Source organism: Photobacterium sp. BZF1 (genome assembly GCF_014349205.1).
Taxonomy (GTDB): Bacteria; Pseudomonadota; Gammaproteobacteria; order Enterobacterales; family Vibrionaceae; genus Photobacterium.
In genome coordinates this window covers 1-18,988 of sequence record NZ_JACSOF010000126.1, presented here as the reverse complement: position 1 = coordinate 18,988, position 18,988 = coordinate 1, and the positions used below count along the sequence as shown (strand labels likewise).

The 18,988-nt window shown below is 46.7% G+C and carries 17 protein-coding genes and 1 pseudogene; 9 read left to right on the top strand and 9 right to left on the bottom strand.

Annotation, left to right across the window (positions count from 1 at the left end; translation table 11 throughout):
* Positions 1–265 precede the first annotated feature (265 nt).
* Positions 266–973 carry an AraC family transcriptional regulator gene (locus tag BIZ37_RS22730; protein WP_187463464.1) on the top strand — a complete coding sequence of 236 codons (708 nt, stop codon included), beginning with the start codon at positions 266–268 and terminating at the stop codon, positions 971–973.
* A 257-nt stretch (positions 974–1,230) separates the two neighbouring features.
* Positions 1,231–2,370 (top strand): J domain-containing protein, encoded by a 1,140-nt coding sequence (locus BIZ37_RS22725; RefSeq protein WP_187463463.1) that lies wholly within the window; start codon positions 1,231–1,233, stop codon positions 2,368–2,370.
* A gap of 63 nt (positions 2,371–2,433) precedes the next feature.
* Here BIZ37_RS22725 and BIZ37_RS22720 read toward each other — a convergent pair whose 3' ends face one another.
* Together BIZ37_RS22720 and BIZ37_RS22715 are read right to left on the bottom strand one after the other, a co-directional pair.
* Positions 2,434–5,532, bottom strand: coding sequence for an efflux RND transporter permease subunit (locus BIZ37_RS22720; RefSeq protein ID WP_187463467.1), 3,099 nt, complete (start codon positions 5,530–5,532; stop codon positions 2,434–2,436).
* A 2-nt stretch (positions 5,533–5,534) separates the two neighbouring features.
* The gene (locus BIZ37_RS22715) at positions 5,535–6,659 is read right to left on the bottom strand and encodes an efflux RND transporter periplasmic adaptor subunit (RefSeq protein WP_187463462.1); all 1,125 of its coding nucleotides are present in this window, start codon (positions 6,657–6,659) and stop codon (positions 5,535–5,537) included.
* 128 nt (positions 6,660–6,787) lie between these two features.
* Here BIZ37_RS22715 and BIZ37_RS22710 point away from each other — a divergent pair, with 128 nt between their 5' ends.
* Both BIZ37_RS22710 and BIZ37_RS22705 read left to right on the top strand, forming a co-directional pair.
* Positions 6,788–7,399, top strand: a complete 612-nt coding sequence (locus BIZ37_RS22710; RefSeq protein ID WP_187463461.1) for a TetR/AcrR family transcriptional regulator — start codon at positions 6,788–6,790, stop codon at positions 7,397–7,399.
* A gap of 61 nt (positions 7,400–7,460) precedes the next feature.
* Complete coding sequence (locus tag BIZ37_RS22705; RefSeq protein WP_187463460.1) at positions 7,461–8,264, top strand: transporter substrate-binding domain-containing protein; 804 nt, start codon at positions 7,461–7,463, stop codon at positions 8,262–8,264.
* Between the two features lie 33 nt (positions 8,265–8,297).
* Here BIZ37_RS22705 and BIZ37_RS30560 read toward each other — a convergent pair whose 3' ends face one another.
* The 3 genes and pseudogenes from BIZ37_RS30560 to BIZ37_RS22695 form a co-directional block, all read right to left on the bottom strand.
* The gene (locus BIZ37_RS30560; protein WP_255526870.1) at positions 8,298–8,429 is read right to left on the bottom strand and encodes a hypothetical protein; all 132 of its coding nucleotides are present in this window, start codon (positions 8,427–8,429) and stop codon (positions 8,298–8,300) included.
* Positions 8,426–8,596: a hypothetical protein gene (locus tag BIZ37_RS22700; protein ID WP_187463459.1), complete on the bottom strand. Its 171-nt coding sequence runs from the start codon at positions 8,594–8,596 to the stop codon at positions 8,426–8,428. The genes BIZ37_RS30560 and BIZ37_RS22700 overlap by 4 nt, the downstream gene beginning before the upstream one ends.
* A gap of 225 nt (positions 8,597–8,821) precedes the next feature.
* Positions 8,822–10,373 (bottom strand): annotated as a pseudogene (locus BIZ37_RS22695) (Na+/H+ antiporter NhaC family protein).
* A 300-nt stretch (positions 10,374–10,673) separates the two neighbouring features.
* Between BIZ37_RS22695 and BIZ37_RS22690 the strand changes: the two are divergent.
* The 3 genes from BIZ37_RS22690 to BIZ37_RS22680 all read left to right on the top strand — a co-directional run bounded on the left by BIZ37_RS22690 (position 10,674) and on the right by BIZ37_RS22680 (position 12,314).
* Positions 10,674–11,273, top strand: coding sequence for an HAD family phosphatase (locus BIZ37_RS22690; protein ID WP_187463457.1), 600 nt, complete (start codon positions 10,674–10,676; stop codon positions 11,271–11,273).
* 187 nt (positions 11,274–11,460) lie between these two features.
* Positions 11,461–11,868 (top strand): hypothetical protein, encoded by a 408-nt coding sequence (locus BIZ37_RS22685; protein ID WP_187463456.1) that lies wholly within the window; start codon positions 11,461–11,463, stop codon positions 11,866–11,868.
* Positions 11,869–11,984: 116 nt separating this feature from the next.
* The gene (locus BIZ37_RS22680; protein WP_187463455.1) at positions 11,985–12,314 is read left to right on the top strand and encodes a hypothetical protein; all 330 of its coding nucleotides are present in this window, start codon (positions 11,985–11,987) and stop codon (positions 12,312–12,314) included.
* 18 nt (positions 12,315–12,332) lie between these two features.
* On the opposite strand, the gene BIZ37_RS22675 is transcribed toward BIZ37_RS22680, so the two are convergent.
* The 4 genes from BIZ37_RS22675 to BIZ37_RS22660 form a co-directional block, all read right to left on the bottom strand.
* Positions 12,333–13,016 (bottom strand): response regulator, encoded by a 684-nt coding sequence (locus BIZ37_RS22675; protein ID WP_187463454.1) that lies wholly within the window; start codon positions 13,014–13,016, stop codon positions 12,333–12,335.
* On the bottom strand, positions 13,013–14,650 hold the full coding sequence (locus BIZ37_RS22670) for an ATP-binding protein (protein WP_370577542.1): 1,638 nt from the start codon (positions 14,648–14,650) through the stop codon (positions 13,013–13,015). The genes BIZ37_RS22675 and BIZ37_RS22670 overlap by 4 nt, the downstream gene beginning before the upstream one ends.
* A 147-nt stretch (positions 14,651–14,797) precedes the next feature.
* Positions 14,798–16,081: a 2-hydroxycarboxylate transporter family protein gene (locus BIZ37_RS22665; RefSeq protein WP_187463453.1), complete on the bottom strand. Its 1,284-nt coding sequence runs from the start codon at positions 16,079–16,081 to the stop codon at positions 14,798–14,800.
* Positions 16,082–16,267: 186 nt separating this feature from the next.
* Entirely contained in the window at positions 16,268–17,194 is a 927-nt protein-coding gene (locus BIZ37_RS22660; RefSeq protein ID WP_255526869.1) for a WYL domain-containing protein, read from the bottom strand.
* A 469-nt stretch (positions 17,195–17,663) separates the two neighbouring features.
* On the opposite strand from BIZ37_RS22660, the gene BIZ37_RS22655 reads away from it, so the two are divergent.
* Together BIZ37_RS22655 and BIZ37_RS22650 are read left to right on the top strand one after the other, a co-directional pair.
* Entirely contained in the window at positions 17,664–18,161 is a 498-nt protein-coding gene (locus BIZ37_RS22655; protein WP_187463452.1) for a hypothetical protein, read from the top strand.
* Between the two features lie 119 nt (positions 18,162–18,280).
* The gene (locus BIZ37_RS22650; protein ID WP_187463451.1) at positions 18,281–18,913 is read left to right on the top strand and encodes a bifunctional 2-polyprenyl-6-hydroxyphenol methylase/3-demethylubiquinol 3-O-methyltransferase UbiG; all 633 of its coding nucleotides are present in this window, start codon (positions 18,281–18,283) and stop codon (positions 18,911–18,913) included.
* Positions 18,914–18,988 lie beyond the last annotated feature (75 nt).

Here is an 18,988-nt window from a genome sequence, read left to right as displayed (position 1 = left end):
TTGCTATATTTCATGAGATTTTAAAGGCAGATATGCGTTATAAGCTGTTGAAGTCCTCGCATTAGCAGAATGTTTTGAGAAAACAGCATTAATGTTGAAACAAGTTTGCCGTCTGGAATTTTTTGGGTTTATAGACGTTAATTATCAATGTACCGTCACTTTTTTGACGGGCATAAAATTAAAATAAGATCGACGAAGATTTATGACAGGGAGAGTTCAGACAGACAAAACGTTTGTAACTTTCTTAATAGATTAAGGTGAAGCTGTGATTTGGGTTAGTTGTAGCCACTTCGATAAAGTGGCAGAAGCGAAAGAAAACCTTAAGATGTCACATGATGTGGTGGACGTCTCACCTTTTGAGCTGTTATCAACCATGACAGGTCAGGAGCTGATCTTCCTCGAGGTCATAGACTCAACGTCGAATGGTTTTGAATTACTGCAGTCGGTGAAAAGCCGTTTTCCGCAAACGAAAGTCGTGGTGGTCTACCATAGCCTAGATGCCGATCTTGCACTTAATGTGCTGCGTGCTGGTGGTGAGGATGTCATTGCGTCTAATGCGACCAAACAAGAGATTGATGCTTGCTTTAGCCGACTACACACTCACAATGTGGTCGCAGAGCCTGTACAAGGTTTTGAGCAGCGTGAACTCTCTATACGGCCAGCGCTGAAGATTATTGATGAGAACATCAGCTCTCCGTTGAGGGAAGAAGATCTTGCCAATGCTTGTCATTACTCGCCAACGTACTTTTCACGATTGTTCCATAACGTAATGGGTGTCACGCTCAAACAGTACATTATCAAGAAACGGTTGGATTTAGCCTGTGGGCTTTTGAGCTCAGATCGGGAGAAGATCTCCCAGATTGCCCATTCAGCAGGCTTTAAAGACGTTTCCTATTTTTCTCGGGTATTTAAAAAGCATATGGGCTGCTCACCGGGTGAGTTCAGGATGCGAAAACACAACTTACATACCTGAGTAATCAACCTAAAATGACTAAATAACAACCTGTTAATAACATTAATAGGTTGTTTTTGCTTTTATTGAGTTAGAACCCTCAACTTCTCCTTCCTAAAGCCGATAATATTACCTGCTTTTATGAATCAATAAGGTTTATTGTTCCTTGCTATCGATAAAAACTAAAGGGGCAAATTACTTTTAGCAAGGTATGCGTTTGTCTGCATATAATAAAAGTGGGATGTTAGTTCAAAAAAGATGCTTGCGGTAAGAATGGAATGACGACGTATTTCGATATTTTAGGAGTTAAAAAGAATACGCCTCTGGCTGATGTAAAGCGACGTTATAAGTTGCTTTCTAGCCGATGCCACCCCGATAAAGGGGGCTCCAAGTCAATTATGCAGATGCTCAGCCAAGCCTATGAAAAGGTAATGACGGGTCATGGCAATGAAGAAGCGGTTCATGTGGTTTACCTTAAGTCTAATGAGCAGACAGTGATATGGAAGAAAAAGTGTCAGCAACTTGAAGAGCAATTTACAGATCTTAAGCAACAAAATGAAGAATTAGAAAGAAAGCTGGCGGCTGCTCGTGAAGAGCTTAAACAGAAAACAACACCATCTGATGACGAAAAAAACTATAAACAGATGATGGAAGAAGATATGCAAGCTTTGCGGAGGGAAAACCGCCGCCTGCAGTCAAAAGTGGATGGTCTTCGTCTTGAAAAACGAAGTGATAGTAAGGAGATCACCAAGTCAGAGCTTCCTGGCCAGTTTGTAGCGGCGTCACAGAAACTCACGCCTTTGGTTGCCAGTCAGATTAAAGCGATTGGCAGAAGTCGTTATTGGGCGCGTTTAGCGGTGCTGGCGATACCCGTTGCTTTAGTGTGGATAGCGATGGGGCCAGGTAAAGAGCCATTGATGAATGTGTGGAACAGCCTTAATCCGCCCCCGCAAAAAGTGAATAAACCGTCTATGCGTCTGCTTCACCATGACCCAAGTGTCAATGAAGAAGATGAAAATATGAAAACGGCGTTGGCGGAAAGTCCTGAGTCTGTTGAAAAGAAAGTTGTGCCTGTTATCCAACTGAGCAATGAAGTGGGTATTTGGCAATTAATGAAATTTGCCAACACGGCTAATTATTACATTAGCGTGCGCAGTGAAAAGGGATCGTATGTGATCAAAAGCTGTAATGGTGATTTTCAATATTATAAAAATACCTTGCAGCGTTCGGGGCGGATGGCCGCCAACCTCATTTATGCCCGGGACGAACGACATTTTGAAATCTACGATATTCCCTATGGTAACGGCTCATTTGCACATAATTGGGCCAAGAGTAAGAGCTTGCTGATCAATAACGAATACTTCCCGAATAAGAATTTCGCCGCTTCTTACAGCAACCTGCAACAGCATTGCCAATAGCGGAAAGCCAGCACAACAGGCGAACCTGATGTGCTGGCTTGTTCCTATCAATCTCACTACAAGTTAATGAGTCGTGGCACTACTTAGCTCGACGTTGCGAACGGCTAACGGCTTGAATTTGACCGCTAGCTTGAATGCGGCAGGGACAAAGTAAAACGAGACTAGGGTTGTGAGCAGGGTACCGCCAGCGATAGCGACAGCGAATGGTGGCCAGAAGCCGCCTCCTGCAAGGATCAAAGGCATGAAACCACCGATAGTCGTAATGGTTGTCGAGGTGATGTGGCGGGTACAACTCATCACGGCGGTAACAATGGCATCAAGGTTACCTTCGCTGGCTTCAGGGCAGCTCTTGAGTTCGGCCAAAATCACGATGGCGGCATTGATAGCAAGGCCGACCAGACCCAGTAAGCCAATAATGACAGTGAAGCCAAACGGATAGCCGAAGGCTGCCACCGACAACAGACCCAACCCTGCCGATAGAATACCGACAAAGAAGATCACCAAGCTCAACCGGAATGAATTGAAAGACAGCACCACGACCATGATCAATAGAGTGATCACCATAGTCAGGTTGGCCATCAGATTGCCAACTGATTCATTTCGTTCTGCCGACTCACCACCAAACTCAATGCTATAGCCACTAGGTATGCTTGCCTGGTATTTCTCCAGTTCTGCTTGAAAGTGGACCAAAGCTGTTTGCGGCAGCACACCGGCCCGGATATAGCCTTCAATCACGTTAACCCGTTGGCCATTGCGTCGCGGGATAGCACCCCTGCTTGGCGTTAGTGATAAATCGGCTATCGCGAATACAGGCAAACCCATCAAGTCGCTCTCGGATTTCACCGGAAGCGGTAGGCTGCTCAATTGACTCATATTTTCCCGGCTATCATCACTGACCCTAACACGCACAGGAATAGATTCGGTTGCTTCGATAATACTGCCGCTCAGCCGTCCGGTGAAGGTAGCTTGGAGTAGGTCAGCAAAATCTTTAAGGGTCAGTCCGCTTAGCTGGCTCGCCTCTTCGTTGACGTTTAGCCATACCTTAGGCGTACCCGGTTGTAGGGTCTCTCGGGTGTGGGTAACGTTAGGCGTGCTAGCCATGATAAGGCGGATATCTTCACCAATGGCTTTAAGCCTGTCTAAATTCGGGCCATACAGTCGCACTTCCAACGGCGCATTGAAGGGGGGACCCTGTTCAAGCTTGCGTACTAGGATTTGTGCATTAGGCATTTGCTGATCAAGCTCCGCCTGCAGGTCAGGGATCATGGCATTGGCAAGATCGAAATCACGGACTTTGACCATGGCTTGGGCAAAGTAAGGGGCACCTTGTTGACGGCTAACCAGGTTGTAGTAAAACGATGGGAAATTACCGCCGACAACCCAACTTACCCGTTCCACGCCTTCATATTCTGCCATGATTGCATCAACCTGCTTGGTGGCTTCCGAGGTTGCGAAGATGCTGGATTGAGGGGGCAAGAACACCTGGATTTCGAACATATCCCTATCTGATGGTGGGAAGAACTGTTCCGTTAAGGTTGTCGCTGCCCAAAAACCGGTGAAAGGCAGGATACAGACTAAACCAGCAGTGATCAGCGGGTGTTTGATGGCATAAAGAATTGAGCCTTCAAAACGTTTGCTCACCGCAGGTACAACGATACCGGTATGGTACCAGCGTTGACCCTGATTGTTCGAAGGCAATAACCGCGAAGCAAAACCGGCGACCAGTGTATGTGAGATTAAGTAAGAGCCAATCAGCGAGAAGCAAACGGTAATTGCGATAGCACCGACGAATTCGCCGGCAGGGCCAGGCATCAGGAATATCGGTGCAAAGGCCAATACCGTGGTTAATGTCGAGCCAAGCAACGGGATCCACAAGTGGCGGATAGCCTGCATAGCAGCTTCAATTTTGGCTTTGCCTTGCTGGCGATAATGTTGAATGGTATCAACCATTACAATCGCATTGTCGACCATGATACCCAGCGCAACAATCAAGCCGGTGACTGACATTTGATTGATAGGAAGCCCTGTGAATTTCATCATCGACAAAGTGACTAGGCTGGTAAGTGGCAGGGAAATGGCAACAATGATCGCCGAGCGGATCCCTAATGTGAGCAGCAATACGACCAAGATGATCGAAAAGCCGAGCAGCAAACTTTGGTTAAGATCGGACAGGCGGGTTTCTGTATAGCTTTGCTGTTCAAAAATCACATTAACCGACACATTGGAAGGCAATTGTTGCCGGTATTGATCCAACAGCCGGTTCATCCGATCAGTCCACTGATCGACACGCAGTGTAGGTTGCATCCGGGCAGCAACAATGATCGCAGGCTTACCGTTTATAACCCCGATTTCAGAAGGAGGGGAAGCGGCAGTGCGTTCTACTTCGGCAATATCTTCGATACGGATTAAGAACCCGTTGTCATCCATTGCAATAGGGACACGACGGACCCTGTCGAGGGTATCCAACGAGTCTGAAACTTCTAAGGCAAAGCGGTTATTACCATTGACCAACTCACCGGCTGAGTTTTTGGCATCTGCTTGGTCTATCGCTTGTGATAATGAGATTGCTGAGCGTCCAAGGGCGCTGGTTGCAGCAGGATCAAGTGTGACTTGAATTTCTTCATCAGGCAGGCCGTATACATCAACAAACTCCACACCACTCATGATTCGCATGCGGTTGCCAAGTTCAATGGCGTAGCGGCGTAAAGTCAGTAGATCTGGCTGGCTTTCACCTTGCCAGGTCAATGCCGTGATCATGGTGAAGGCATAGCCATGCTCGTTTTGTAAATCGGGTACAGACGATCCTGCGGGCAATGAAGGCGTAACATCAGACAGTTTATCCCGGGTTCTCGACCATACGGGTTCAGAGTCGGTGATCTCGTCATTGAGCTCTACTCGGATGACGGAAATACCAGGCCGGGATACAGAAGAGAGTTCTTTGATCTCTTCTAACTGGCGCAGTTCGGTTTCGATCTTCTCGGTGATCAATGCTTCAACCCGCTCGGCCGTCGCCCCAGGGAAATGGGTGATGATGCTGGCATGGCGGTTGTGGATCACCGGGTCCTCGGCCCTTGGTAATGTGCTAAGCGCAGAAAAGCCTGCAACGACCAAAAGCACAATGGCCAATACCAATAGGCGGGTATTGCTGATTATGGCTTCCATCTTCATAGCGCGGCCTCATCGCGGTTAGTCAATGGAAGTGGTAACTTTTTTACCGGTTGAACTGCCTGACCGGGGACAAGGCGGTGAAGCCCGTCTGAAATCAAACGCTCTCCGGATGATAGTGCGCCAGTGACATAAGCATACTCAGCGTTAGCATGTAGAACCTGGATGGAGCGGCGCTCTACAATATGCTGGTTGTCCTCATCGCTCATCACAAAGACATTCCAAACACCACGAAGGCCATCTGTCATTGCAGAGAGTGGGATCCAATAACCGGGTTTGTCATGTACATCGCTAAACTGCAGGTAGGCCAGTTGGCCGTCAATGACCTCGGCATATTCTGGCAGGGCAAATCGCAGCTTCACTGTACGAGAGCCGCTGTCTACGCGAGCACCTGGGTTCAGCAAGGTGACAGGGTAACTGTCAGGGCCAACACGCAACTGCCAATCGCTATGGCTTATGAGCTTACCAAGCTGTTTGGCAGGTATACCGATATGGGCTTCTTTGCTGGTGGAAGCGAGGAGGGTAAGTGTCGGTGAACCGGTGTTAATTACATCCCCTTTGGAAACGAACCTTGCGCTGACAGTACCATCGTAAGGGGCGTACACTGTCGACTTATCTTGCCTTAACTGGTTGGCAGCCAATGAGGCTGTTAGCTGTCGGTAGTTAGCCCTTAGCGCATTACGTTGGCTGTTGAGGGCATCAATTTCAGAATCCGCACTGAAGCCTTTTTTCTTCAATGATTGCTGGCGTTTTAAGTTCGCCTCGACCAAGTCCAGTTGAGCGGTGATTTGTGACTGCTGGGCGCGAAGCTCATCGGCTTGGGTGATCAAAAGTTGAGTATCTAAAACGAGAAGAGGCTCACCCGCATTGACGCTGTCACCAACATCGACCAATATCCGAGCGACTTTACCGCCTAGCTCGACACCTAAATTGGCCTGTTGCCCAGCTTGAACCATTCCGACGTACTCACGTTCGACGCTGTAGTGATCGGAAGGGTCTAACGTGAGCGTATTTACACTCAGTAACTGATTAAATTGCTGGTCTGGTGGTGATGTACTCGAGGTGTTACACCCAGCTAGCAATGCGGAACCTATCACGATACCGGCTACTGTTATCCTTTTCATCTTGCCCTGCCTTAAGTTACTAAACTAGACTGTCCAGTCCATATGTTTAAAAAATATACCATCTAAACTAGACTGTCCAGTTTGATTGTATTAAAACTACTATAGAGTTGTTAATTAAGGGTGAGCGTGTGTTAACTGCCAGAAGTGCCCAGAAAAGGGAACAAATTTTAAAGGCCGCAACGGATCTGTTTTGTGAGCAAGGATATGGGATAAGCATGGAGGCTATTGCCGTAAGGGCGCAGGTTTCTAAGCAGACGGTTTATTCGCATTTCAAAACCAAAGATGATCTGTTTGATACCTGTATCCGTGCCAAATGCACGGCAAACCAACTTGATATCAGTTTGTTGGATGACCCAAGAGAGCCAGAACAAGTGCTTGTAGAGTTTGCTTGGCGATTCCAGAACATGTTATTGAGCGAAGAGGCTTTGAATACCTACAAAACGGCTGTCAGGCAAAGTGATACCCATCCCGATTTGGCCAAGGTATACCTCAATGCCGGGCCGAGAAACACCACTGAAATGGTGGCGGGGTATCTTGGCCAATTGATAGCAAAAGGGATCTTAAGGTCTGATCTGAACTGTGCCGATGCCGCTTTGCAATTCTTGCTGATGTGCCACGGGAAAGTGGTGTATTGGGCTTATCTTGGTCAGGAAAGCCAAGAGACAGAGCAAGAACGCCGTGAGTACCTAAGAACATGTGTCTCAATGTTTTTACAAGGCTATAAAAGTTCTACAGCTTAAATTTGCCAAAACAAATTACTGCTATCTTTATAGATAACTTTGTTAATAGTCAGAGGCATCTATGAAGGCATGGTACATCAAAAGTGTAGCGCTAATTGTTTGTATTTTGATGGCATTGCTTTCTGGAGTGACCCATGCAGCAAAAAGCCGCCTGACAGAGATCCTAGATAGAGGCACACTCCGGGTAGGAACAACAGGAGACTGGAGCCCGATGACCATGCGGGATCCTGCCACAAATTTTTACCGTGGCTTTGACATTGATATCACCACCGAGCTCGCCAAGGATTTGGGCGTGACGGTGGAGTACGTGCCGACAACATGGAAGAAGTTGGTCAACGGTGTCGTTACAGACAAATACGACATGACGGGTAGTGCCTCATTGAACATGCACCGCGCCAGATTGGCCGGATACAGTGATACCTATTACCACCTTGCCTTTGTCCCGGTGGTGACCAAAGCCAATGCCAAACGCTTTAGTAAGTGGAGTGATTTCAATGCATCTTCCGTCATCCTGACCACGACGGCGGGAACGGTGCAGCAAAGCCTTGTTGAAGAACTTCTGCCCAACGCGAGAAAGCACGCCAGCGAGAATGCCAAACTAACCCATCAATACCTGCTTGATAATAAAACGACAGCCATTGTGACCTCGAATATCGAAGCGGCGACTTTGGTTAAACGCTATCCACAACTTAGCGTGGCCAAAGTCGACGGTATGCGTTTACCAACGCCGATAGCGATGTTGTTACCCAAAGAAGATCAGGTGTGGATCAATTACGTCAATCACTGGATCGAGTTAAAGCAGACTCAGGGCTTTTTTGATCGTGTGGCGAAAAAATGGGGCTTAGTTGAATTGGATGTGAAATAAGGGGTTAGCTCACCACTACTTTGCTAGCAGGTATTAATCTTTACCCAGCCAGCGTGCTATTCCAGCGCCAACAAATGTCATCACTATGATGAATAAACTAACTCCAGCGATCCCTGTTTGTCCAACTCTAAATGCGATATCGACTGCTGATCCGAACATATTCATTTGTGTTTCCTTTTTACCTTAGGTAGGGCAAGTAATAGCTTTTTAAATGGGGCTGTAATTATATGCCCAACACTTAATGCAGCGGCAATAGTACATTGGAAAATCACAATGCCAGCCAAGGCCTTAGATAGGGCAATAACAGTTGTTAAAATATTAACTATATTCATTTGCTTACCTCGTGAATATCTCGTTGCGGACACAAAAGGTTTTCATTCTGTGCTATACCGTCTATGACCCATCATAGCCCTAGTAGCCAACAAGGATTACCCCTCCAGCCGTCTGGTTTCAGTACTATTCCGTCAACAGGAGCGTTGTTCAGTCGACGTTTAGTACTATTACTAAATGTCACGTAATGTGTTTTTTCAATATCAGGCTGCGGTTTTACGAGAAAACTAACAGCCAGCAAAGGTTGCTGGCTGTTGTTTAGAGGAAGGATTAACTTGCAGTGACTTGGGCCGTTTTTTGGCTGCTATGCCACTTCGACAGCAGGAACACCAAGCCGGCCTGGGCAATAAGGGCTATTGCCAATACGACAGGGCTTTGCATCAAACCGGCTGCGATGAAGCTGACTAAGGCGATTGAGCCATTGAGTAGGGCATAAGGCAATTGGGTTCTGAAGTGCTCGAACTGATCACACCCGGAGCCTGTCGATGACAAGATGGTGGTTTCAGATATCGGCGAGCAGTGGTCACCGAACAAGCCACCAGATAGCACCGCACCAATACATGCATACAGTGGGGCATCAATAGCAATGGCTGTCGGGATCACCAAAGGCATCATAATGGCAAAGGTGCCCCATGATGATCCTGTTGCGAAAGAAATAATTGCGGCTAACAAGAAGGCGACAGCAGGGACCAACCAGTAAGGAAAGCCTGCCTGAGCTTGCTCGGCAATGTAGGCCGCAGTGCCCAATTCTTTGCCCACGCTGCTGAGTGTCCACGCCAAGATAAGGACAATGGCGACTTGCATCATGTTACCCATGCCTTTGAGGTATACGCTGATGCCGTCATTGAGTTTGCGTACTCCATAAAACGCCATTAATGAAATTAAGGTAATGGCTGCAAAGAAGTAGGCACTGGAAAGGGCAGCTCGAAATACAGAGCCTGACACTTGCTTGAATGGGAAGCCCAGCGGTGCCAGCATCATGATCAGTACCAATGCCATAACGATCAATGGCGCGAACACAAAAGAGGCTTTTGCATTTTTATGCGTGAAGGTGTTGAGGGTTTCGCTGCTGGCTCCGGTAATAATACCTTGCTGCGCTTTTTGTTCGGCGATCGCCATCGGACCGAAATCCAGCTTTTTGAATGCTACCAGAGGTACGATGAATATGGCCAAAAATGCGTAGAACTGGAAAGGAATCGCCTTGACGAAGGCTTCCCAGTCAGTAACGGCGACATCCAGGGCGGTGAACTCTTTTTGCAGCAAGCCCATGATATAAACCCCCCAACCGATAAAGGGGGTGAGTATCGCGACTGGGGACGAAGTGGAGTCAATAATGAAGGCCAACTTTTGGCGTGACAGCTTTAACTTGTCAAACAACGGGCGGAACACCGGACCGACAATGAGTGGTGTACCCAAGTCCGAGAAGAAAATAAAAATCCCTCCAAACCATGAAGATAGCTGGGCACGGCATTTGGTGCTCACCCAGTGGGTGACCTTGGCGGCAAAAGCCTGGCCACCACCGGATTGTTCCATCAAAGCAACAAAGCCACCAATAAACACCAACAGGACGATGACGCCGGCGTTATAGCTGTCGGTGAGCTGTGGAACAAGGTAGTCCTTAACCAAGGTACCGAAAGTATCGAGTGGCGCAATGCCGTTCAGCATCACGACGCCGCTAAATACACCGCCAAACAAACCGATAACAACGTTTCGTGTAGTGAGGGATAAAGCGAGGGTAATAATAATAGGGATAAGTGAGGTTATGTCGGGTTGGGGCATGTCGCGTTCCTTAGCTGTACATCCAAAATCAAAAAAGGCTGGGTGAATATCAATGATTATATTGTGAATATATATACAAAGTACTTGCATGTATAGCGTGTTAAAGAAGGTTTTGCTCTTTTTTATGGATAATTTAGATATCTTTGCTCAAAAGATAACCGCTGGCTTCTTTTGCCACAGGGTTTTGATGTTTACATCAACAGCTTATTGCAATATAAGTGTCATATAGTGTCGTTAGGATGCACGGGTGTCTTGGAGGTCAGACGACTGAAAAGAACAGCTAAATAAACAAGGAGAAACATGGATTTATCAAGCTACAAGGGTATCATTTTCGATATGGACGGTACGTTGGTCGACTCAATGCCAGCGCACCTGGAAGCATGGGAGAAAACCTGTGCCATTCACGAGATACCTTTTGATCGCGATTGGTTCTATAACCTAGGTGGTATGCCTAGCGTTCGCATTGCCAATGAGATCAACCGAAGCTTTCGCCAAAATTTCGATACAGAGCGCTTGGCGAATACCAAGTACAAGTTTTACGATGAAATTGCCCACAAGGGTGAAGTGATTGAACCTGTTTATCAGGTCTTGCTCGATAACAAGGGAAGCAAGAAAGTGGCAGTGGGAACGGGGAGCCGTCTGTTCAACGCCGAGCCGCTATTAGATCAAACAGGTATCTTGCCGATGCTCGATGCACTGGTTACCGCTGATGATGTGGTTAACCACAAGCCGAATCCAGATACTTTCTTGGAAGCTGCCAAGCGTATCGGTGTTGCTCCGCAAGATTGTGTGGTCTTTGAAGATACAGAACTTGGCAAGAAGGCTGCACTGGCAGCCGGTATGGATTGCTACCTAGTCGTGGATGGTAAAATCACTACATTGACCAAGGCGTCTCGCTAATTGGCCAATCCGAAAAGCCCCTAGTTAATTACGGCTATTAAGGGTATTCTTCACCGCATCGTTTGAATACCCTGTTATCGCTATGAATCAACCGTCAAAACCTGCCTCAGATACCACATCATCAGCAGTTAGAGAGCCTTCAAACTCAAAGCCGCGAAAACATTCGGCTCAAGATGAGCAGTTTGGTATGTCCGAAACACGTTTCTGGATACAGCGCCTCAGCAAAACAGCCATCAGGGCTATGCATATTCTTGGTATTGCTGGCAGTGCTGGTGGCATTTTATATGGTGTCGAGAAGTCGTTGTGGTTGCACTGGTGGATAATGGCAATGGTAACTGGCGTGATCATGACTGTGTTGGAAATTCGTCAATCTCGATTATGGCTTATCCAACTTAAAGGCGTGCTGACGTTTGTTAAACTCGGTCTATTAGGCAGTTTTTTTATTATCCCACACCATAAACCCGAATTGTTCATCACCATCCTTGTGATGTCAGTTGTGATTGCCCATGGTCCAGCGGGATTGCGCCATTACTCCATTTGGCACCGCCGACGTATCGATGAACCGAAAGGCAAAAAAAGACAAATTAACGGATAATTTTGTCAATCTAATAGGTAAAAAGCCTTTTATACAAGAATTGAGACACAGTTAGCAGCAAGACGCACTACACTGATTATTGGGCATTTACCAAATATGTGTGTAGGAGACCGGTTGTGAAAAATTTACTGCTTGTGACTTTTTTACCCCTGGTAATAGCAGGATGTACCAAAACTGTTGACCAGCGTGCTGATGAATTTGTCGAAGCTAGCTTTACCTTGTGCGGCTCCAAAGTTCAGTCATACGCCCAAGGCGATGACGGAAAGCTCCGGGTCGTTTGTGAAAATAACAGCTATTTTTCGGTCAAAGACCAAGAGACTCTGGCTTATATGCATGAGTTAAATGGAGCTTACTGCCGAGGTAAAGGCTTCTCCTCTTTCCATGAGCGCAGTCGTTATTTCACCTTTACCTGTATGGGCGAGAAGTCGTTCAATATTCCCAAATAGCCTGCCCTAGAAAACAGGTTATTTGCCTAACAGTTGGTAGAGCCGTTGCGGTCTGCCACCTGTTTTGTAATTCAAAACTAGCTTTATCATCCCCTCTGTTTCCAAAAACTCTAGGTAACGGCGGGCGGTGACCCTGCTGACATTCATCTTCCTGCCAATGTCTTCGGCTGAAAAATCCTGCAATTGCTCTGTGACTAATATCTGCTTCAAGCTCGCTAAGGTTGTCGCATCGATCCCTTTGGGAGTATTGCGAACCGGGGCGGCCGTTGATTTACGGAACAATTGGTCAATATCGTTTTGATCGACGGTGGCTGCCGTTGCTAAAGTTAGGCGGTAGTTCAAATAATCATCCAAAGCCTGGTTGACCCGTGACATACGGATCGGCTTCACTAAATAATCCATTACACCCAGTTGTACAGCTTGCTCGACGGTAGCGGCTTCCCGCTCAGCAGTGGTCATGATAAAACTGCAGGCCACATTCTGGCTGCGGAGCTCGCGGATAAAGGCCAAACCATTTCCGTCGGGTAGGGTAATGTCCACGAACACCAAATCTGGCTTGAACGCCTCAAACTGCATGATGGCTTCGGCATAGCTTTCACTAACAGCGACTACTGTAAACTGTGGATGCTGATTAATGGTTGATTCAAGGGTATAGCTGGCACGGATGTCATCTTCCAGTACCATCACCGTTGTCTTTGTCATAGGCGTGTCGTTATTTGTTTGTCTAAGTACAGGCTAAACAAGGTGGTATCTTGTTCCGTACGTTCCCAGTCGATACTACCATGGAAGTAATCGACCAATTGGTTGACGAGGTACAGGCCAACCCCATTTTGCTGGTCATCTTGCTTGCTGCTGACCCCGAACTCGAGAATCGAATCGCTGATCTCATCAGGCACACCGGCTCCAGAATCCTGCACCTCAATGATGATGTGCTGGTTACGATCGCTTAGGTAGAGCTGGATCTCTGCAGGCTTTTGATTGCGGTTTTGCCAAGCTGCCAGTAGGGCATTGTCGATAAGATTACCGATGATGGTGACCAGCTTTTCTGATGCCGCTTTTTCGTAGCTCGACAGGCAGGTATCTTCATCTAGGGTAAAAGTGACACCGAGATCTGAAGCTTTGTTGAACTTAGCCATCAACAGACCAGCAATAGCACTGTCATTCACTGAAGTGACAATGCTGCGGATAATCGATTGGTAGCTATCGGTTTCCTGCTGGATAAAGTCGACCGCTTTATCGAAGTTACCGAGCTGTAGCATCCCTGACAATACATTGAGCTTGTTGGAATACTCATGGGTTTTGCTGCGCAGTAACTCGGCATAGTTTTTCAGATAGACGATTTCGCGTTCAAGTTCATCCTGATTCAGGTTGGCATAAAACACAATCACATGGCCGCGGATCCCTTTATTGTGCTTGATAGGGTAGATATCTGCACGGTAGGTATGCTTGCCAATGTTGAAGTTACCTTGGTGAAAGCTGTCACTCTCTGCTAATACAAGGTGACTCAATGTCACAGAGAATGAAGATAACTGTTGGTTGATATAATCATGTGGTCCCAGCTTGCCCATTGAGATCATCTTACTGGCACTGTGATTCATGGTGGTAATACAGTGGTTGTTATTAATGGCAATGATCCCGTCGCGAATGCTGTTGAGGATCATCTCTCGTTCACGGAACTTATGAACGATAATCTCCGGTTCATAATCGAGAAAAGTGCGCTTCATCTTGAACACGAAGGTGCCTGTGATCGTGACGCCAATCAGGTAAACAATTGCTATCAGCCCGGCAATTTTGCCAAACTGCTCCATCAAAATACCAACACTGCGATCATACATGTACCCGATATTGACCACGCCGATGATCTGGCCGTTATCTGTGATGGGGGAAAAATTACGAATTGCCTTACCCAGTGTACCTGAGGCGACATTGGTGTGGTCTATGCCTTGGTTAAGCGATGGGTAGATATCGTCACCGTTAAAATGCAGGCCAATTTTGTCGACATCAGGGTGGGTTAAACGTAAGGCCTGCTGATCGGTGACAACGATAAATGAAGCATCGGTTTTGCCCCGAATATCCTCGATATATTGCTGTAGCTCAAACGACAGGTGGTTGTTTTTGGCCTTGACCGCTTCAATCACAACGGGATCATGAGCCAGCACCCGAGCTAACTCCAGGCCCCTTTCCTCAATACCGTTAATGTGTGCATTCTGCAGCAGGTAAAAGATAAAGGTCGTCACGACAACAACGATAGAAGAGGTTGTCGCAAGCGTTGTAAGGGCGAGGTAGCTCTTGAGTTTCATTGAACGGGTAGTCTGGCTAAGCACTGGATTTGGCACGGATTATAACTGCAATGGTGGAGAGAATACTGTGCTAGATATCTTTTATCTAACCTGTTTATAGATAAATGGCTCAAAACAAATATTGAGGAAATGGAAAATGCCGGGCTGCACAGCAACCCCAGCATTCATTCACACAAATTGGTGTTATTTGAGTAACTCAATAATCATGGTGGCTAGTATCAACATGAAGGCACCGCCGATACGGGAGGAGATCTGGGCAAACGGCATCAGCTCCATACGCTTACTGGCTGCCAGTACTGCCACATCACCCGTACCGCCCATGTTTGCCATACAAAGGCCAGCGGTAATAGACGCTTCAATAGGGTTGAAGCCCATTAAGCGGCCAATGATCGCTGTACCTACAATCGCACCTAGAACCGTGGCGAAAACCATAAGAAAGTAAACTAGGCTTAGCGATTCGATGATTTGGTTAAGATCGGTATAGGCCACGCCGATACCAACAAGTAGGGCAGGAGTTAGGTTATCGACGACAAACTTGTACCAGCCGTGTGCTGCGCGCTCAAGTTCGCGAGGCATCAAGCCAGCGACTTTAACTAATGCGACGAAGATGATCATTAACGCGTAAGTGTGCATGCTGATAACGCTGCTTAGCATTGAGCCGACGAAGTACATGGTGATAGCCAATAGCGCGCCCACACCCAGTACATTGATTGAAATTGGCTGCTCTTCTACTTCTTCTTGCTTCTCTTCGACTTTGCCACGCATAAGTTGGCCATTACCAGTTAGAGAAGGGAAGAACTTGCCGACTTTATCCAAAAGGCCCGCCATTACAATCGCAATTGCGTTACCAATCGCCAGTGCTGGAACCATCTTTGACAGCAGCATTTCCGCAGACATACCGGTATTGCCCGACATGATCTCAACCAGAGGTACCGCGCCTGCACCCATGCCGCCGCCCATGATAGGTAGGGCAATCAGCATGACAGATTCCATAAAGCCGTGGCCCAATGCTGCGCCAACAACGCCAGCGAACAAGAAAGCACAAGCGACTCCACCCAAAATAACCGGGATGTACTTAAGCGCGGCTTTCTTCAATACATTGGTGTCCATGCCCAAAATCGAACCGGTGACCAAACTGGCAATAAAGAAAGACAAAAAGCCACCGCCTTTGACGAAGGTAGTAATTGTCTCGGTCGTTTCTTGTGGAAGCAGGCCACTGTGGAAAATGTAAGAAGAGCCAAAAATGATAACAATGGCACCGCCACCAAAGAACTGGTTAACGATAGGGGTTTTATCACCAGCGACATTCAAGATATAGCCGACGACAGCCATTACGCCGATAGCGCCGATGATACCTGTTGGCATATGGTTTTGCGCAGTAGCTAGCAGGATCACTGCCGCTGATAGCGCAAAAATCACATTCATCATGCGCTTGTCGCTTTGGGTTATGGTGTTATTGGAAAACATAATTCACCTGTTGTACGTGTTGTTGTGGTTTGGGCGTAGTCTAACAACATGTACAAGCAGGAAAATTGAAGAGGATGTTTATGTAACTATCTAGTGCTTTTGTAACTTTTGTTCACGGCTCGGTGTTTAGAAACAAAAAACCGCCCAATCGGACGGTTTAGTCGAAGTGATTCTTTCGCCAGCGTGTTAGCTTTTTGGCGTGCGGTATCCAGGGGCGAGCGTAGCGCTGTTAACCTGATACAAGGCCTGCGGGTTCGCCAGTGCCAGTTGGTATCCGACATACTCATGCAAGTGACCATCTTCACTGCAATCGACTTCCCATTTCCTCAAGAGATATCCGGCAAGGGCAGCGCGAACCTCGATAACCAACTTGCCATCAGTTATTTCATAATCCATCACAATCGCTTCAGGATTGTCTAGGCGAGGGTGGGGGACAAGTTCGACCTCGATATATTTCTGCCATTGGCGGTCGGCTTCGATACGCTCATCTGCGGTTGGCTCTTCATCGAGGATAGCCACCGTCTTAACACGGTTACACACCACATCCATGAATTGGTTGTTCTTGCGATCATAAGAGCGAACGTGCCAGCGGTTGCCTGAATCAACAAGACTATGTGGAGCGATTACACGTCGGCCTTTGCCGCTGGAAGTAGAAATATATTCAATTTCCAACAGTTTATTGCGATAAATCCCTTCACATAAAGCAGCCATGGTTTTAGTTCGTGGCACCGTCAGCGAAGTTGGGGATTCACAATGGATAGGAAAGTCCTGATGCCCCGAGAAACCATCACCGTAGCCAAGCGAAATAGTAGCCAGTGTTTTCTTCAGATCCAGGGTAAACACAGGGGCGAAGTTTGGTTGCTTGTAGTATTTCTTAGAGCGCATATCCAACTTAAGGTTTTCCGGTGCAATCTCTTTGTACAGCGCAAAATCTCGAGTGGTAGCTGCATGGCCCACGGCAAAGCGGTCAATTAGATCTTTACGCGTGACCTCACCAAGGAAGTAAAGGGCGAAGTCGATGAAGGCCAGCCGTTCACGTTGTGCCGAGCCAACGGCATTGAGCTTAGTCTCGACATCCATGTGTGATACTCCAGCAGTGTTGTATGAGGTCATGTGTATTTATCCAGTACTTTGGCTTGCCCCTAATATATACCGAAAATCAGTAGAAGCAAGACTATTTATAAAGATAACAGTCGATTGAAGAAAGTTAGCCGAATAAAATCAATTACATAATCAAATGCAGTAATATACTGTGCAAATCAACAGGTTTACATAATCAAAATCAGTAGATAAAGTAATTGTACTTGTTTTGAGTAGTTGTATAAATTTGTGGTTGCTCCTCTGGAAGTGGTATAAATAATCGATCGGTGACAGAATTGTGCTTTTGTTTGAGTGAATTAAAAGCAAACGAGTCATTACTCTAAAGTCCACAAAATTTTAGTGGTGATTTTTTGCTTTTTATGTGGACAATACTGCGCTGACACATAATTTTACAGATGAATTAAGTTGCTGATCCTGAAAACAAGGTAGAAAAGGCTGCAAGCCTTGCTAGTTCTGACAATACGAATAAAGGTGCTCGACCGTGAACTTGACAAGACATCAATTAAAGCAAGCTTATGTATCGCTGAACAATGGGGCGGTATGTTTGGACGACCATCTGGCTCAAGGTGTGCTGGTGTACGTTGAGGGATTGATGATCAGCGAAGGGATCGAACGAGATTGCTACCTGAGCCTGGATACGCTCACCAAAGTCAGCGCCAAGATCCGAATGGGCTCGGTGATGCCAATTGATTTCTTCGGCGTCAACGAAAGCGCCTGTGATTCAGACAACTTCAAGCCTATCAGCCTTAAAGTGTGTGAGTCGGTAATGCTCGATGACGGCGAAACCAGCCGCCGCTGGAAAACCCTGGCCAACTTTGCACAGAGTGATGTCGCTATCGCATTAGAAGTCCTGCTGCTTGTCATCAGCGAACTGTCAGAACTTGAAGACTACTGCGCAGGGGACTGCGTGCCAGCGGGGATGTTGGGGGAGTTTAATCGCTTTCAAAACCTACAGGTTGAAAGTCGATATAGCGCATAAGCTAACAATCGTAGCCTGATACTCAAGAATGTAATAATGATAATCATCACTTTAACTTGTTAATACATAAGTTAAAGTGATGGTTGTGAATCTGCACGCCAACACAAAATAGCCATTCTATGCAAAAGAACTTTTACCATAACAATGCTTCCCAGTTAGCCAGCGATTATCAAAAGCTCGCTTTTGAAGATGTCCATGCCAGTTGGGAACCACATTGGCCGATTGCTGATGATACGGGAAAGCAACCCCGTGTATTAGATATTGGTGCGGGTAGTGGTCGTGACGCATTATGGTTTGCCGAAAATGGTTGTGAAGTTTACGCCGTTGAGCCAGCACAAGCGCTTAGAACTATTGGTAAGCAGCATACCCAGTCAACAGAAGTCGTCTGGCTTGATGATATTCTGCCTGAGCTGAAAAAAGTTATTTCTCTCGGTATCCGCTTTGATTACATCTTGCTCTCTGCAGTCTGGATGCACATTCCGCGATCAGAACGTAATCGCGCCTTCCGTAAATTAAGTAACCTGCTTGCCCCCAACGGTAAACTCATTATCACTTTGCGCCATGGTGATTTTGATGATGGCCGTGTTAACCACGGTGTCAGCGCAGAAGAGATTGAACAGTTAGCCAAAGAGCGAGCACTCCATGTTTGCCTTAAAACAGAGCTAAATAAAGATGCAATGGGGCGCAACAGTGTTCAGTGGCAAACAATGGTTTTAAGCAAACCTGAATCAATAAGTCAAAGTATTGAATAACCGATTGTTTCGGATTTATCCAACATTTGGCAGTAGATTCATTTTATTCAATTTGTGTTATATCTTTTTATAGGG

Coding starts and splice junctions, on each gene's coding strand:
- BIZ37_RS22675 (WP_187463454.1), bottom strand. CDS start 13,016: ATGACAAAGACAACGGTGATGGTACTGGAAGATGACATCCGTGCCAGC.
- BIZ37_RS22650 (WP_187463451.1), top strand. CDS start 18,281: ATGCAAAAGAACTTTTACCATAACAATGCTTCCCAGTTAGCCAGCGAT.
- BIZ37_RS22705 (WP_187463460.1), top strand. CDS start 7,461: ATGAAGGCATGGTACATCAAAAGTGTAGCGCTAATTGTTTGTATTTTG.
- BIZ37_RS22690 (WP_187463457.1), top strand. CDS start 10,674: ATGGATTTATCAAGCTACAAGGGTATCATTTTCGATATGGACGGTACG.
- BIZ37_RS22685 (WP_187463456.1), top strand. CDS start 11,461: ATGTCCGAAACACGTTTCTGGATACAGCGCCTCAGCAAAACAGCCATC.
- BIZ37_RS22660 (WP_255526869.1), bottom strand. CDS start 17,194: ATGACCTCATACAACACTGCTGGAGTATCACACATGGATGTCGAGACT.
- BIZ37_RS22715 (WP_187463462.1), bottom strand. CDS start 6,659: ATGAAAAGGATAACAGTAGCCGGTATCGTGATAGGTTCCGCATTGCTA.
- BIZ37_RS22700 (WP_187463459.1), bottom strand. CDS start 8,596: ATGAATATAGTTAATATTTTAACAACTGTTATTGCCCTATCTAAGGCC.
- BIZ37_RS30560 (WP_255526870.1), bottom strand. CDS start 8,429: ATGAATATGTTCGGATCAGCAGTCGATATCGCATTTAGAGTTGGACAA.
- BIZ37_RS22665 (WP_187463453.1), bottom strand. CDS start 16,081: ATGTTTTCCAATAACACCATAACCCAAAGCGACAAGCGCATGATGAAT.
- BIZ37_RS22725 (WP_187463463.1), top strand. CDS start 1,231: ATGACGACGTATTTCGATATTTTAGGAGTTAAAAAGAATACGCCTCTG.
- BIZ37_RS22720 (WP_187463467.1), bottom strand. CDS start 5,532: ATGGAAGCCATAATCAGCAATACCCGCCTATTGGTATTGGCCATTGTG.